Origin of the sequence: Mixta hanseatica, from assembly GCF_023517775.1 — a bacterium.
Taxonomy (GTDB): domain Bacteria; phylum Pseudomonadota; class Gammaproteobacteria; order Enterobacterales; family Enterobacteriaceae; genus Mixta; species Mixta hanseatica.
In genome coordinates, this window is record NZ_CP082904.1 from 4,144,114 (window position 1) to 4,158,063 (window position 13,950).

General features: G+C 54.8%; 15 protein-coding genes. 8 read left to right on the top strand and 7 right to left on the bottom strand.

Going from position 1 to position 13,950, the window contains the following annotated elements; translation table 11 throughout:
* The first annotated feature begins 2 nt into the window (after positions 1-2).
* Genes cpxR through trmL form a run of 3 tightly spaced genes read left to right on the top strand, consistent with a single transcriptional unit; the run spans position 3 to position 2,580 of the window.
* Positions 3-701: an envelope stress response regulator transcription factor CpxR gene (cpxR, locus tag K6958_RS19620; RefSeq protein ID WP_249892645.1), complete on the top strand. Its 699-nt coding sequence runs from the start codon at positions 3-5 to the stop codon at positions 699-701.
* The gene (cpxA, locus tag K6958_RS19625; protein WP_249892646.1) at positions 698-2,071 is read left to right on the top strand and encodes an envelope stress sensor histidine kinase CpxA; all 1,374 of its coding nucleotides are present in this window, start codon (positions 698-700) and stop codon (positions 2,069-2,071) included. Before cpxR ends, cpxA begins: the two co-directional genes overlap by 4 nt.
* 35 nt (positions 2,072-2,106) lie before the next feature.
* The gene (gene trmL / locus K6958_RS19630) at positions 2,107-2,580 is read left to right on the top strand and encodes a tRNA (uridine(34)/cytosine(34)/5-carboxymethylaminomethyluridine(34)-2'-O)-methyltransferase TrmL (protein WP_249892647.1); all 474 of its coding nucleotides are present in this window, start codon (positions 2,107-2,109) and stop codon (positions 2,578-2,580) included.
* An 18-nt stretch (positions 2,581-2,598) separates the two neighbouring features.
* Here the strand turns inward: trmL and cysE are convergent, their stop codons facing one another.
* The 5 genes from cysE to K6958_RS19655 form a co-directional block, all read right to left on the bottom strand.
* Positions 2,599-3,420 carry a serine O-acetyltransferase gene (cysE, locus tag K6958_RS19635; RefSeq protein WP_085069332.1) on the bottom strand — a complete coding sequence of 274 codons (822 nt, stop codon included), beginning with the start codon at positions 3,418-3,420 and terminating at the stop codon, positions 2,599-2,601.
* 72 nt (positions 3,421-3,492) lie between these two features.
* Complete coding sequence (gene gpsA / locus K6958_RS19640; RefSeq protein ID WP_249892648.1) at positions 3,493-4,512, bottom strand: NAD(P)H-dependent glycerol-3-phosphate dehydrogenase; 1,020 nt, start codon at positions 4,510-4,512, stop codon at positions 3,493-3,495.
* Positions 4,512-4,973 carry a protein-export chaperone SecB gene (secB, locus tag K6958_RS19645; protein WP_249892649.1) on the bottom strand — a complete coding sequence of 154 codons (462 nt, stop codon included), beginning with the start codon at positions 4,971-4,973 and terminating at the stop codon, positions 4,512-4,514. Before secB ends, gpsA begins: the two co-directional genes overlap by 1 nt.
* Positions 4,974-5,025: 52 nt before the next feature.
* Positions 5,026-5,277: a glutaredoxin 3 gene (gene grxC / locus K6958_RS19650; RefSeq protein WP_085069326.1), complete on the bottom strand. Its 252-nt coding sequence runs from the start codon at positions 5,275-5,277 to the stop codon at positions 5,026-5,028.
* A gap of 18 nt (positions 5,278-5,295) precedes the next feature.
* Entirely contained in the window at positions 5,296-5,727 is a 432-nt protein-coding gene (locus K6958_RS19655; protein ID WP_249892650.1) for a rhodanese-like domain-containing protein, read from the bottom strand.
* A gap of 333 nt (positions 5,728-6,060) precedes the next feature.
* Between K6958_RS19655 and envC the strand changes: the two genes are divergently transcribed.
* The 4 genes from envC to K6958_RS19675 all read left to right on the top strand — a co-directional run bounded on the left by envC (position 6,061) and on the right by K6958_RS19675 (position 10,506).
* Positions 6,061-7,368, top strand: a complete 1,308-nt coding sequence (gene envC / locus K6958_RS19660) for a murein hydrolase activator EnvC (protein ID WP_256470560.1) — start codon at positions 6,061-6,063, stop codon at positions 7,366-7,368.
* Positions 7,369-7,389: 21 nt separating this feature from the next.
* Positions 7,390-8,286, top strand: a complete 897-nt coding sequence (locus K6958_RS19665; protein WP_249894743.1) for a divergent polysaccharide deacetylase family protein — start codon at positions 7,390-7,392, stop codon at positions 8,284-8,286.
* A gap of 86 nt (positions 8,287-8,372) precedes the next feature.
* On the top strand, positions 8,373-9,605 hold the full coding sequence (locus tag K6958_RS19670; protein ID WP_249892652.1) for a glycosyltransferase: 1,233 nt from the start codon (positions 8,373-8,375) through the stop codon (positions 9,603-9,605).
* Positions 9,598-10,506: a hypothetical protein gene (locus K6958_RS19675; protein WP_249892653.1), complete on the top strand. Its 909-nt coding sequence runs from the start codon at positions 9,598-9,600 to the stop codon at positions 10,504-10,506. Before K6958_RS19670 ends, K6958_RS19675 begins: the two co-directional genes overlap by 8 nt.
* 45 nt (positions 10,507-10,551) lie before the next feature.
* Here the strand turns inward: K6958_RS19675 and tdh are convergent, their stop codons facing one another.
* Together tdh and K6958_RS19685 are read right to left on the bottom strand one after the other, a co-directional pair.
* The gene (gene tdh / locus K6958_RS19680) at positions 10,552-11,580 is read right to left on the bottom strand and encodes an L-threonine 3-dehydrogenase (protein WP_249892654.1); all 1,029 of its coding nucleotides are present in this window, start codon (positions 11,578-11,580) and stop codon (positions 10,552-10,554) included.
* A gap of 11 nt (positions 11,581-11,591) precedes the next feature.
* Entirely contained in the window at positions 11,592-12,788 is a 1,197-nt protein-coding gene (locus K6958_RS19685) for a glycine C-acetyltransferase (RefSeq protein ID WP_249892655.1), read from the bottom strand.
* A gap of 228 nt (positions 12,789-13,016) precedes the next feature.
* On the opposite strand from K6958_RS19685, the gene rfaD reads away from it, so the two are divergent.
* Positions 13,017-13,949: an ADP-glyceromanno-heptose 6-epimerase gene (gene rfaD, locus K6958_RS19690; protein WP_249892656.1), complete on the top strand. Its 933-nt coding sequence runs from the start codon at positions 13,017-13,019 to the stop codon at positions 13,947-13,949.
* The last annotated feature ends 1 nt before the right edge of the window (position 13,950 follow it).

Sequence of the window (13,950 nt, forward strand, 5' to 3'; positions counted from 1 at the left end):
AAATGAATAAAATCCTGTTGGTTGATGATGACCGCGAATTAACTTCGCTGCTTAAAGAACTACTTGAAATGGAAGGGTTTAATATCGTTGTCGCCTCAGATGGAGAACAGGCGCTCAGCCTGCTTGATGACTCCATCGATCTGTTATTACTGGATGTCATGATGCCCAAGAAGAACGGCATCGATACCTTAAAAGAGCTGCGTCAGCAGTACCAGACCCCGGTCATTATGTTGACCGCGCGCGGCAGCGAGCTGGACCGCGTTTTAGGCCTTGAACTGGGTGCCGATGACTATCTACCAAAGCCTTTCAACGATCGCGAGCTGGTGGCGCGCATCCGGGCTATTTTACGCCGTTCCAGCTGGAGCGAACAGCAGCAACAGCATGACAACAGTTCCCCAACGCTGGAAGTTGATTGCCTGCGCCTTAATCCGGGCCGTCAGGAAGCCAGCTTCGATAACGTTACGCTGGATCTTACCGGTACTGAATTTACCCTGCTCTATCTGCTGGCGCAGCATCTGGGTCAGGTGGTATCGCGCGAGCACCTCAGCCAGGAAGTGCTGGGTAAACGCCTGACACCGTTCGACCGCGCCATTGATATGCATATCTCTAATCTGCGCCGTAAGCTGCCTGAACGCCGCGATGGACATCCCTGGTTTAAAACGCTGCGCGGCCGTGGGTATTTGATGGTCTCCGCGTCATGATAAGCAGCCTGACCACCCGCATCTTTGCCATCTTCTGGTTAACGCTGGCGTTGGTTCTGATGCTGGTGCTAATGCTTCCCAAGCTTGATTCGCGACAGCTCACGTCGCTGCTGGAAAATGAGCAGCGACAGGGCATCATGATTGAGCAGCATGTTGAGGCGGAGCTTATGCAGGATCCGCCCAATGATTTGATGTGGTGGCGTCGGTTGTTTCGCGCTATCGACAAATGGGCGCCGCCCGGGCAACGTCTGCTGCTGGTAACCAGCGAAGGTCGCGTTATCGGCGCTCAGCATAATGAAATGCAGATTATCCGTAACTTTATCGGGCAATCCGACAATGCCGATCATCCCCAGAAAAAGAAATATGGCCGCGTCGAGCTGGTAGGGCCGTTTGCCGTACGTGATGGTGAAGATAATTATCAGCTCTACCTGATGCGCCCGGCCAGCAGCTCCCAGCTGGATTTCATCAACCTGCTGTTTGATCGCCCGCTCCTGTTGCTGATTGTTACCATGCTGATCAGCTCCCCGCTGCTGCTGTGGCTGGCCTGGAGCCTGGCGAAACCGGCGCGTAAGTTAAAACATGCGGCAGATGAAGTCGCGAGCGGCAACCTGCGCCAGCATCCGGAACTGGAAGCGGGACCGCAGGAGTTTCTGGCCGCAGGCTCAAGCTTTAATCAGATGGTCAGCGCGCTGGAACGTATGATGACCACCCAGCAGCGTCTGCTTTCCGATATCTCTCACGAGCTGCGCACGCCGTTAACGCGCCTGCAGCTGGCCACCGCGCTGATGCGTCGTCGTTATGGCGAAGGCAAAGAGCTGGGGCGCATTGAGCTGGAGGCCCAGCGTCTGGACGGCATGATTAACGATTTATTAGTGCTGTCGCGCACCCAGCATAAAAATGCGTTAGTGAGCGAAGCGATGAAGGCCAACCATCTGTGGAATGGCGTGCTGGAAGATGCCAAATTCGAAGCGGAGCAGATGGGTAAAAAACTGGAGGTGCCCTATCCTCCTGGTCCGTGGCCGCTGTATGGTAACCCTCACGCGCTGGAAAGCGCGCTGGAAAATATAGTTCGCAATGCGTTGCGCTACTCTCACTCGCATATTTCCGTGAGCTTCTCGGTAGATAACCAGGGTATTACGGTTCATGTGGATGATGATGGTCCCGGCGTTAGCCCGGAAGATCGCGAACAGATATTCCGTCCCTTCTATCGCACCGACGAGGCGCGCGACCGCGAATCGGGCGGCACCGGCCTGGGCCTGGCGATTGTCGAAACGGCGGTTCAACAGCATCGCGGTTGGGTGAAAGCGGATGACAGCCCGCTTGGCGGTCTGCGGCTGACTGTCTGGCTGCCGCTGTACTCTGTGCGCTAATTTGTTATGCTTCGGCCCTCGTTATCGGGGGCCTTATGCTGAACATCGTCTTATTTGAACCTGAAATTCCGCCTAATACCGGCAATATCATCCGCCTGTGCGCCAATACCGGCTTCCAGCTGCATCTGATTGAGCCGCTTGGCTTTGCCTGGGATGACAAGCGTCTGCGCCGCGCCGGGCTGGATTACCATGAATTTACTGCAATTAAACGCCACGCCAGCTTCGAAGCTTTTTGCACCAGCGAAAAGCCTGAGCGTCTGTTTGCGCTGACCACGAAAGGTACGCCTGCGCACAGCGCGGTAAGCTATCAGGTGGGCGATTATTTGCTGTTTGGGCCTGAAAGTCGGGGATTGCCCGCCACGATTCTGGAAGCGTTGCCGCCACAGCAGAAAATTCGTATTCCGATGCTGGCGCAAAGCCGCAGCATGAACCTGTCGAATGCGGTTTCAGTGGTAGTATATGAAGCCTGGCGGCAGCTGGATTATCGCGGCGCCCTGCTAAAAAGCTGACGCCGTCGCAAGGCGACGTTAAATGCCGTCGCCGAACTCGAAACCGGGGATGGTGCCGTTAAAATGCTGATCCATATCCATGGATGGCTTATCGCTGGCCGGTTTGCCAACGATGCGTGCCGGCACGCCAGCAGCGGTGGTATGCGGCGGCACCGGCTGCAACACCACCGAACCGGCGCCGATTTTCGCGCCGCGACCGACTTCAATATTGCCCAGAATTTTCGCGCCAGCGCCAATCATCACCCCTTCACGAATTTTAGGATGGCGATCGCCGCTGGTTTTGCCCGTCCCACCCAGGGTAACCGACTGCAGGATAGAGACATCGTTCTCAACTACTGCTGTTTCACCTATCACGATGCCGGTCGCGTGGTCGAGCATAATGCCGCAGCCGATACGCGCGGCCGGATGGATATCAACGGCAAAAGAGACGGAAATTTCGTTTTGCAGATAGACCGCCAATGCACGACGGCCCTCGTTCCACAGCCAGTGACCGATACGATAGGCCTGCAGCGCATGGAAACCTTTCAAATAGAGCAGTGGCGTTGAGTATTTATCTATCGCCGGATCGCGCTGGCGAACGGCCAGAATATCGCGGGCCGCAGCGGCAATCATGGAAGGATCGTGGCGATACGCCTCTTCCACAATCTCGCGAATAGCAATGGCAGGCATAATGGCATTCGCCAGCTTGTTAGCCAGCATATAACTTAGCGCGCCGCCGAGGTTCTCATGTTTAAGCAATGTCGCGTGAAAAAAGCTGGCCAGCATGGGTTCACAATCTGCAAGGGCACGCCCTTCCGCTTTAATGTTATTCCAGACCAGTTGTAACTCTTCATCCGACATTGCTCTCTCCCGATAAAAAAATAGCGTCCGGTTCGCCCGAGACGCCACAGGTATTCAGCCGGGTCTCCCGCCTCAGCGACTGCCGTTTTCATCCTTGCGGGTACGTCCCAGCAGATTCAATGCTGCCTCGCGCGCCGATTTTTCGCAATACAATACCTGATAAATTTGCTCGGTTATTGGCATTTCAACGCCATAGCGTGCCGCCAACGCGCGCACTTCTTTGGTGTTGCGGTAGCCTTCTACGACCTGACCTATCTGCGCCTGAGCGCTTTCCACATCTTCGCCCTGGCCCAGCATGATGCCGAAACGGCGGTTACGAGACTGATTATCAGTACAGGTCAGCACCAAATCGCCCAGCCCCGCCATGCCCATAAAGGTAGTGGCATCGGCGCCTAGTGCCTCGCCAAGCCGGCTCATCTCCGCCAGCCCACGGGTAATCAATGCGGTACGCGCGTTCGCCCCAAAGCCGATGCCGTCAGAAATACCCGCGCCGATGGCGATAACGTTTTTCACCGCGCCACCCAGCTGCACGCCGATAAAGTCAGGGTTGTTATAGACGCGGAAGCTCTTGCCGCAGTGCAACAACTGTTGCAGATCGTCAGCAAACTGCGGATCGGTCGCGGCCAGCGCAATAGCGGTAGGCAGCCCCGCCGCCAGCTCTTTCGCGAAGGTCGGGCCGGAGATCACCGCCAACGGCAGCGTATCGCCAACGATATCGCGCGCCACATCCTGCAGTAAACGCCCGGTCTCGCGCTCCAGCCCTTTGGTCGCCCAAACAATACGCGAGTCGGCGCGCAAATGCGGCTTAATCTGCTGCAGCACGTCGCCAAAAACATGGCTAGGCACCACAATCAGCAAGTCACGGCTGGCGGCAACGGCCTGAGTGAGGTCGGGTTCGGTAGAAAGGGTGGCAGGAAAAGGCACGTCCGGCAGAAAAGCCACGTTGCAACGATCGGCTTCCAGCTGGGCCAGATGTTGAGGATTATGGCCCCACAACAGCACCTGGTGGCCGTTGCGGGCTAAGGTAATTGCCAGTGCGGTGCCGTATGATCCGGCACCGAGCACGGTAACTGCTGCGTTACGCGTATTCATCAGGCATCCTGACGAGGTTCGCCGCCTTCTTGCTGCTGCAGGTAGTTCATAAACAGCGCATCGAAGTTAACCGGCGCAAGGTTAAGCTGCGGGAAGGTGCCGCGTGAAACCAGACTGGTGATGCACTCACGGGCGTACGGGAACAAAATATTCGGGCAGTAAGCGCCAAGGCAATGCGCCATCTGGGTGCCTTCGATGCCGGAAATAGTAAAGATACCCGCCTGCTGCACTTCGCACAGGAATGCGGTTTCCGTACCGACGGAGGCGGTTACCGTTACGCGCAGCACCACTTCATAGATGCCTTCAGCCAGCTGGCTGGAAGCGGTATCCAGATCCAGTTTGACTTCCGGCTCCCACTCTTTCTGAAAAACCTGCGGCGCGTTAGGCGCTTCGAAAGAAATATCTTTCGTATAGATACGCTGGATCTGGAATGACATTTCGCTGGTGTTTTGTTCTGACATTGTTATTGAGTCCTGTAAGTTAAAAAAATCCATCGTGGCGCCAGTTAAGCCTTTATTTCAGCAAAGGATCAAGACCTTCGCGGCTATCCAGCGCATAAAGATCGTCACAACCGCCGATGTGTTGTGCGTCGATAAAAATCTGCGGTACGGTAGTCCGGCCGCTGCGTTTAATCATTTCTTCGCGTTTATCCGCATCGCCATCAATCGGGATCTCCTGGAAAACCACGCCTTTCTGAGTCAGCAGCGCTTTTGCCCGGTGGCAGTAAGGACAGGTTGCTTTGGTATAGATCTCTACATTAGCCATTTTCAGCACCTTTTAAAGTTATTTACCGCGTACCAGCGGCAGATTTTCACTGCTCCAGCCAGCAATACCATCTTTCAGTACGCTGACCTGCTCGAAACCTGCTGCGCTCAGCTGAGATGCAGCTTCAAAAGCGGAGGTCCCTGTCGCGCAGACTACAATTATGGGCTGAGCTTTATGCTTTTCCAATTCGCTGAAAGCGCCCTTTTTGATATCCGCCGCCAGAATATTATGCGCACCGGAAATATGACCTTTACGAAACTCGTCGCGGGAGCGGGTATCCACAACCACCGCATCTTCCTTGTTAATCAGGCGAGTCGCTTCGCCACGGCTGATGGTTTTAACTTTGGAAAACATGCCTTTAAACGTGGTCACGATCACCAAAACCAGCAATACGACCCATGCCAGACAAAGAATGGGGTGATTGCTTGCGAATTGCATAATTTCTTGCATGAGGGGTAACAACTCCCGACAGGGTTAATAAGCGAAAAATAGGTTTCTGAGTATACCTACGCCACCTCGCATGTACAGCCGCGAAGCGGTAAGAGTGTTGTTTTCTGCCGTATAAAACCGAAAAAATTTGCCGCGGCGCAAACAATACCTAAACCCGACCAAGAAAAGAGACGGCAAAGGCGGCAATTATCCGCTAATGTCCTTTTAATAAAGCGAATTGCGCCTCTCGCTACCCGTTATGCGGCGAAAGAAAGCGGTTTGAAACGAACAGAAACGCAAAAGCATTGCCCATCGCTGGCAAGCGGCTATTCATCATGGAATAATCGACGCCTTATGAGGGAAAAAGCATCAGTTTTACATTCATGGACTTCAGGTAACTTTATGGCCGGTTACGCGCCGTTACGCAGCAACCTGTCCGCACTCTCCGTCAGCCTGTTATGCGCTGGCGTACTGCTGTTGCCGCTGCATGCCAGCGCCGCGGATGATAATAAATCCCAGCTTAAATCTATTCAGCAAGACATCGCTGAAAAAGAGAAAAGCGTTCGCTTACAGAAAGAACAACGCAGCAAACTACTGGATCAGCTGCAAAGCCAGGAAAAAATCATTGCCGAAGCCAGCCGTAAGCTGCGGCAAACCCAGCAGCAGCTGACCCGCCTGAACAAAGAGATCGACGCGCTCAACCACTCTATCGCCCAACTGCAAAAACAGCAGACGCAGCAGGAAAACCTGCTGGCGCAGCAGCTTGATGCGGCTTTCCGTCAGGGCAAGCATAGCGGCCTGCAACTTTTGCTCAGCGGCGAAGAGAGCCAGCGCAGCGAGCGCATCCTTTCTTATTTTGGTTATCTCAACGAAGCGCGGCAAAAAAGCATCGATGAGCTGCAGAAAACGCGGCGCGATCTGGCGATGCAAAAAGCAGATTTACTGAACAAACAGAACCAACAGAAATCCTTGTTGAGCGAACAGCAAACGCAGCAGACCCGCCTGGAGCAGGCGCGTGTCGCGCGCAAGAAAACGCTCTCGACGCTGGAAAGCGCGCTGGAAAAAGATCAGGCCGACCTGGTTGAGATGCGTCAGAACGAAAGCCGCCTACAGGATAAAATTGCCCGCGCCGAACGCGAAGCAAAAGCGCGCGCCGAACGTGAGGCGCGTGAGGCGGAGCAGGTGCGTAAACGCCAGGCGCAGGCGAAAGCTAAAGGCTCTACCTATAAACCCACCGAAAGCGAGCGTTCGCTGATGTCGCGCACCGGTGGTCTGGGCCGTCCCGGCGGTCAGGCATTCTGGCCGGTGCGGGGCCATATTCAACATCGTTTCGGTGAAGCGCTGCAGGGCGAGCTGCGCTGGAAAGGGCTGGTGATCGATGCGCCGGAAGGTACCGAAGTTAAAGCCATCGCCGACGGGCGCGTGCTGATGGCCGACTGGCTGCAAGGCTACGGGCTGGTCGTGGTGGTCGAACATGGTAAAGGCGACATGAGCCTGTACGGCTATAACCAGAGCGCGTTGGTTACTACCGGCGCGCAGGTGAAGGCCGGACAGCCGATCGCGCTGGTCGGCACCAGCGGCGGCCGCGGCACGCCGTCACTCTATTTCGAAATCCGTCGTCAGGGACAGGCGGTCAATCCACTCCCGTGGTTAGGAAGATAAGTGTTGTTTTCAGTTAAAAAAATGGCCGCAGCGCTAAGCGGCCTGCTGTTCGCCTGCTCGGCGAATGCCGGTAAGCTGGCGATTGTGATTGATGATTTCGGCTATCGGCCACAGCAGGAAAATCAGGTGCTGCAGATGCCGAACGCCATTTCGGTAGCGGTGCTGCCCACAGCTCCGCACGCGCGTGAAATGGCGACCAAAGCCCACCAGCACGGGCACGAAGTGCTGATTCATCTGCCGATGGCGCCGCTCAGCAAGCAGCCGCTGGAGCGCGATACGCTCCAGCCGGAAATGAGCCCGGAGGAAATTGCGCGCATTATTCATAACGCGGTAAGCAACGTGCCTTACGCCGTCGGCATGAATAATCATATGGGCAGTAAGATGACCTCCAGCCTGCCGGGCATGCAAAAAGTGATGCAGGTGCTGGATCACTATAGCTTTTACTTTCTCGACAGCATGACCATCGGCAATAGCCAGGCCACGCGCGCTGCCGCCGGCACGCGGGTAAAAGTGATTAAGCGCCGCGTGTTCCTTGATGATAATCAGAACGAAGCGGAGATTCGTAAACAGTTTAATCGCGCGGTGCATCTGGCGCAGCGCAACGGTTCAGCGATTGCGATTGGTCATCCTCATCCCTCTACGGTTCGCGTTCTGCAACAGATGCTGCCCAACCTGCCTGCCGACGTGACGCTGGTGCGCCCCAGTCAGCTCTTGAATGAGCCGCAGTCGACGAGCCATAGCGCGCCTGCGCCAGCAGCGCCGAAAGCGATGCCGAAACCGCGTAATCCGTTCCGCGGCGTTGCGGTCTGCCGCCCGGCGCAGCCGTTAGCGCCAGTCCCGGCAACGCGCGCGCTAAGCGTGATTACTGAGAGCGTGGAGCAAAGCCCGGTGGTGAAAAAGATCGGCAGTCTGTTTTGATATATTGGCCATCGTCAGGACGGCAGTAAATCCTTATAATGCCGCCCTGATCATTTCCTCCTTCGTGAGCGTAAGGATATGGCGCGATGACGCAAGCTCGACAAAAAATCCTGTTGCTGGATAACGGCAGAGAATGGGGCGGCGGCACGAACAGTATGCTGGAGCTGCTGAAGCGCATCGATCGCGAGCGTTTCGATATTACCTGCTGTTTTTATTACAATTACCAGCGCGGCGAGGGTGAAACCATCGAGTCGGTGCTGAACGCCATCGGCATTCCGGTCATCTTTATTCCGCAGCGCAAACAGCCCGTTTCGGCCAAGCTGCAAAAAGAGCTGCTGCGCTCACTGCTGTTTTTCAGCCGCTCGCTGAAAAAGCGCGTGGTCGATATTATCGATCGCCGCTGGCGCGTTGCGCCTAATGCGCGCAGGCTGCGTGAACTGCTGCTTCAGGGCAATTTCACGACGCTGTATATGAATAACCAGCCCAGCACCAACGTCGAAGGTTATCTGGCGGTCGCCGATCTTCCTGTGGGTCTGGTGCAGCATTGCCGCATTGAGCCGCTGCTGACGCCGCAGCTGGTGCGAATGATCAATCAGCGGGTCGATAAGGTGATTGCCGTTTCTCACGGCGTTTGCCAAACGCTGCGTGCCAGCGGCGTGGACGCCTCCCGCTGCTTTACGGTTTCTAACGCCATTGATATTCATCAACCCCTGCCCGATCGTCATACGGTACGTGCTCGCCTTGGCCTGCCGGAAGACCGCTTTTTATTCGGCAGCATCGGCTCGCTGATTGTCCGCAAGGCAACGCACCATACCCTGCAGGCGCTGAGCGCCTTGCAATGCGCCTGCCCACAGATTAACTGGCATATGGTGGTGGTCGGGGCGGGTCCCGAGTTGAACAGCCTGCAACAGCTGGCGACGCGCGAAGGCATTGCCGATCGCGTAACGTTTACCGGCTTTCGCAATAATGCGCTTGATTATCTGGCGGCCATGGATGTTTTTGTACTGGCCTCTAAAAGTGAAGGCCTGCCACGCGTAGTGCTGGAGGCGATGCTGGTTAACACGGCAGTGATTGGCTCGAACGTCGTGGGCACCGCCGAGCTGGTCGATGATGGCCAGACCGGGCTGCTGTTTGAATATGGCGACACCGTGCGCCTTTGCGCGCATATGCAGGCGCTCAGTCAGGATAATGCTCTACGCCAGCAGCTGATTTCACAGGCGAATGCCAACGTTAAAGCCCACTACGCTATTGAAAACTATGTTGCGGGCGTCGAGGCCCTGCTGCAAAGCGTGGCAAAGGAATCTTTTTCTCATGTTTAATTTTTTGAATCCTCAATACCGTTATATCCAGTCGCGCCACAATATTCCCTATACGCAGGCGGATGTGCAGGGCGATATGCCGGTCACCTCGATTGTTATTCCCTGCACCGGCGCAGATTTTATTGAGGAGGCGGAGCTCAGCGCGCTGTTCGCTTCGCGCTATGCCAGCCAGGCAGAAGAGATTGTAATTGTCAGCGATCAGCCCGCCGCGCTTTTCCGCAATTTGCCACCGAAGGCGCGCGTGGTGACGCTGACGGTGCCGGATCGTGAAGAAAGTTATCGTTACCGACAAATCTATCGTAGCCGGTTGATCAAAATTCAGGCGCCCCTCTATGCAGCAACTGAAAATATTTTGATGATTGACTCGGATTTAAACTTATTAAAAATGCCGAATATTTGTCCGAAAGAGAGACATATTTATTCCAGTTTTCGACAAGGGAAAATGGCAGCCAAACTAGAGGTCGGAACAGCAGAAAATAAACCGACCTATTACCGAAACAGTATTCGCCCTTACCTGGTCGATCACGTTAATAGTGCTTTTCTCGTAGCAACGTGGAAAACCTGGAAACGGCTTTGTCCGTTATGGAAAGCTCTTTTTGACGATACATGGCATTTAATGGACGATACGCAGCCCCCTACCGATCAGTTACCATTAGCGCTGTTGCTTGATATGCTGGATTTAAAAACGGTCAATCTGGGAGACTGGGTAAACTGGCCGGTTTCCAAACGTATCGGCGGGCAAGAATCCGTCATCCCAAAAGAGGTAATTGGCGCGCACGGTGGATTCCCGCTGAGCGAATGGCAGAAATATCTTCAGTCTGCTGATGCGATGTTGCTATTTAAAGGACAGGACTATACGCGCAAAGTGCGCTACCTGACCGATGCGGAAAAGAAACAGTAAGCGTATGGCTGCCCGCCTTCTGCTGATGCGGGCAGCCATTAATGATTAATCCCAGCTCAGCACCACTTTGCCTGAGCGACCAGAGCGCATCTCATCAAACCCCTGCTGGAATTCATCAATACTGTAGCGGTGGGTAATAATCGGCTGCAGGTCGAGACCCGACTGGATCAGCGCGGCCATTTTGTACCAGGTTTCAAACATCTCCCGACCATAAATTCCTTTAATAAATAATCCCTTAAAGATGACCTGATTCCAGTCAATCGCCATATCGGACGGCGGAATGCCCAGCAGTGCGATACGTCCGCCGTGGTTCATCGCTTCCAGCATGGCGCGGAAGGCAGGCGGCGCGCCGGACATTTCCAGCCCGACATCAAAACCTTCAGTCATGCCCAGCTCGCCCATCACCTGCGACAGCGATTCACGGCTTACGTTAACCGCACGGGTAACGCCCATCTGACGCGCCAGCCCCAGACGATACTCATTGACGTCGGTAATCACCACGTGACGTGCGCCGACATGTTTACACACTGCCGCCGCCATAATACCAATTGGCCCGGCGCCGGTAATCAGTACATCCTCGCCGACCAAATCAAAAGAGAGGGCGGTATGCACCGCATTGCCGAAGGGATCGAATATCGCCGCCAGCTCATCGGAAATGTTATCGGGGATCTTAAAGGCGTTAAACGCCGGGATTACCAAATATTCAGCGAAACAGCCCTGGCGGTTCACGCCCACGCCAACCGTATTCCGACAGAGGTGCGTGCGCCCGGCGCGGCAGTTACGGCAGTGTCCGCAGGTGATATGCCCCTCTCCCGATACGCGATCGCCCACCTTGAAGCCTTTGACCTCCTGCCCCACCGCAACCACTTCGCCCACATATTCATGGCCGACAATCATTGGCACCGGAATAGTTTTTCGCGACCACTCATCCCAGTTATAAATATGGATATCGGTGCCGCAGATAGCGGTTTTACGGATTTTTATCAGCAAGTCGTTATGGCCCGGTTCTGGAATGGGCGCATCCGTTACCATCCATATCCCTTCCGTCGCCTTGAGTTTTGCCAATGCTTTCATCACGACTCTCCTCAGACGATGACGCCAAGCTGTTTACCAATGCGCGTAAAGGCATCAACCGCACGCTCAAGCTGCTGGCGCGTATGCCCGGCGGAAATTTGCGTACGAATACGCGCCTGTCCCTGCGGTACCACCGGATAGAAAAAGCCGGTCACGTAGATGCCTTCGTCCTGTAACAAACGCGCGAACACCTGCGCAACCTTCGCCTCGCCCAGCATCACCGGAATAATGGCATGATCGGCGCCAGCCAGCGTAAAGCCAGCATCGGTCAACGCCTGGCGAAAGTAGCGGGCGTTATCCCACAGACGCTGCCGCAGCCCGTCGCCATCGCTCAGCATATCCAGCACCCGCAGCGATGCGCTGACGATCGCCGGCGCCAGCGAGTTGGAAAACAGATAGGGGCGCGAACGCTGACGCAGCCACTCCACCACCTCTTTTTTCGCCGCCGTATAGCCACCGGAGGCGCCGCCGAGCGCTTTACCCAACGTGCCGGTTATGATATCCACGCGGCCCATCACCTCGCAGTATTCATGCGTACCGCGGCCGCCCGTGCCCACAACCCCCACTGCATGTGAATCGTCCACCATCACCAACGCATCAAACTCATCGGCGAGATCGCAAATACCGCGCAGATTGGCGATAACGCCATCCATAGAAAACACGCCATCGGTAGCGATAAGGATATGACGGGCGCCCGCCGCTCGCGCCTCTTCAAGCCGGGCGCGCAGCTCTGCCATATCGTTATTGGCATAACGGTAGCGCCGCGCCTTACACAGGCGTACGCCGTCAATAATTGACGCGTGGTTCAGCGCATCGGAAATCACCGCATCTTCCGCTGCCAGCAGGGTTTCAAACAGCCCGCCGTTAGCATCAAAACAGGAGGAATAGAGAATTGCATCTTCCATGCCGAGAAATTCAGCCAGCCGCTGCTCCAGCTGTTTGTGAATATCCTGCGTGCCACAGATAAAGCGCACCGATGCCATGCCGAAACCGTGGCTGTTCATCCCTTCCTGGGCCGCCAAAATTAATGCCGGATGATTGGCCAGCCCAAGATAGTTATTGGCACAAAAATTCACCACTTCCTGTCCCGCATCGAGGCGAATATCGGCCTGCTGCGCCGAGGTAATAATACGCTCTCGCTTGAACAATCCTTCCTGTTGCGTCTCTGTTAACTGTTGCTCGATTTGACGATAAAAATCCGCAGGCATTTTTATTCTCCGTTACCGGCTTATAGTCGGCACATCATACTGAACGCTTAATAAGCAAACGATATTTGCCGCAACAGAATGTCAATTTTGCAGCATATATCACGCCTGATAAGGGAGTTACATTTCGTTACGGACTCCTCTGGCTGCCTGTATGCCGATGAAATGTTATGATGATAATTATTTAGGTGTGGAACTCCCCGTTCCGCCTCACTGTTAAAGGTTAAGCACATGATTATTGTGACTGGCGGCGCCGGCATGATCGGCAGCAATATTGTTAAAGCGCTCAACGAGGAAGGTATTACCGATATTCTGGTGGTGGATAACCTAAAAGACGGCACCAAATTCGTTAATCTGGTCGACCTTGATATCGCTGATTACATGGATAAAGAGGATTTCATCGCCAGCATCATGGCCGGAGATGATTTGGGTGATATCGATGCGGTTTTCCATGAAGGCGCCTGCTCTGCAACTACCGAGTGGGATGGCAAGTACATGATGGAGAACAACTATCAGTACTCCAAAGAGCTGCTGCACTTCTGCCTGGAGCGCGAAATTCCGTTTCTCTATGCCTCCTCTGCGGCTACCTACGGCGGACGCAACGATAACTTTATCGAGGAGCGTCAGTATGAGCAGCCGCTGAACGTGTATGGCTACTCGAAAATGCTGTTCGATCACTATGTGCGTCAAATTCTGCCGGAAGCGGATTCTCAGATTTGCGGCTTCCGCTACTTCAACGTTTACGGACCGCGCGAAGGTCATAAAGGCAGCATGGCCAGCGTCGCTTTCCATCTGAATACGCAGTTAAACAACGGCGAAAACCCCAAACTGTTTGAAGGCAGTGATAACTTCAAACGCGACTTTATTCACGTTAGCGATGTCGCTGCGGTGAATCTGTGGTTCTGGAAACAGGGCGTATCCGGCATCTTTAACTGCGGAACCGGCCGCGCCGAATCGTTCCAGGCCGTGGCGGATGCCGCGCTGGCGTACCACCAGAAAGGTGCGATCGAATACATTCCTTTCCCGGAAAAACTCAAGGGACGTTATCAGGCCTATACCAAAGCGGATCTCACTAATCTGCGCGCGGCAGGCTATGACAAACCGTTTAAAACCGTGGCCGAAGGCGTGGCTGATTACATGGCCTGGCTGAACCGCGACGCATAAG